Source organism: Gemella sp. GH3 (genome assembly GCF_013415425.1).
Lineage (GTDB): Bacteria > Bacillota > Bacilli > Staphylococcales > Gemellaceae > Gemelliphila.
Map to the genome: position 1 here is coordinate 1 of NZ_JACBYC010000220.1, position 442 is coordinate 442.

1 protein-coding gene is annotated in these 442 nt (G+C 33.9%); it reads right to left on the reverse strand.

Going from position 1 to position 442, the window contains the following annotated elements:
* The coding region (locus HZY83_RS07800) for an ABC transporter ATP-binding protein (protein WP_179943477.1) at nucleotides 1-442 on the reverse strand (442 nt) is incomplete at both ends.

Consider the following 442-nt stretch of genomic DNA (forward strand, 5'->3'; position numbering starts at 1 on the left):
CTATGAGTAATCCAAAGAATGGCTACGCCTTTTTTAGCAAAATCAAAGATAATATTTTCAATATTTTCTTTGTTCTTAGTATCTAGTGCACTTGTCGATTCATCCAATAGTAACACTTCTGGCTCATACATTAATTGACGTGCAATCGTAATTCTTTGACGTTCCCCACCAGACATATGTTCAATTTCAGCATCTAAGTCATAATCTCCCAGTCCGACTTGTTTAATAAGTTGTTTTGCTTTTTCCCTATCAAACTTATCCCCTCTTGCCTCACAAGGGAATTTCATATTATGTTCAATCGTTGAACCTATTAAGCCACTTTGTTGCATAAGATAACTTACACGTGATCTTAATTCTTCTGGCGAATAGTCATTGTAATTTTTGCCATCTAGATATAGCTCACCTTCAGTAGGACTAATTAAATTATTAAGTTGCTTAAATA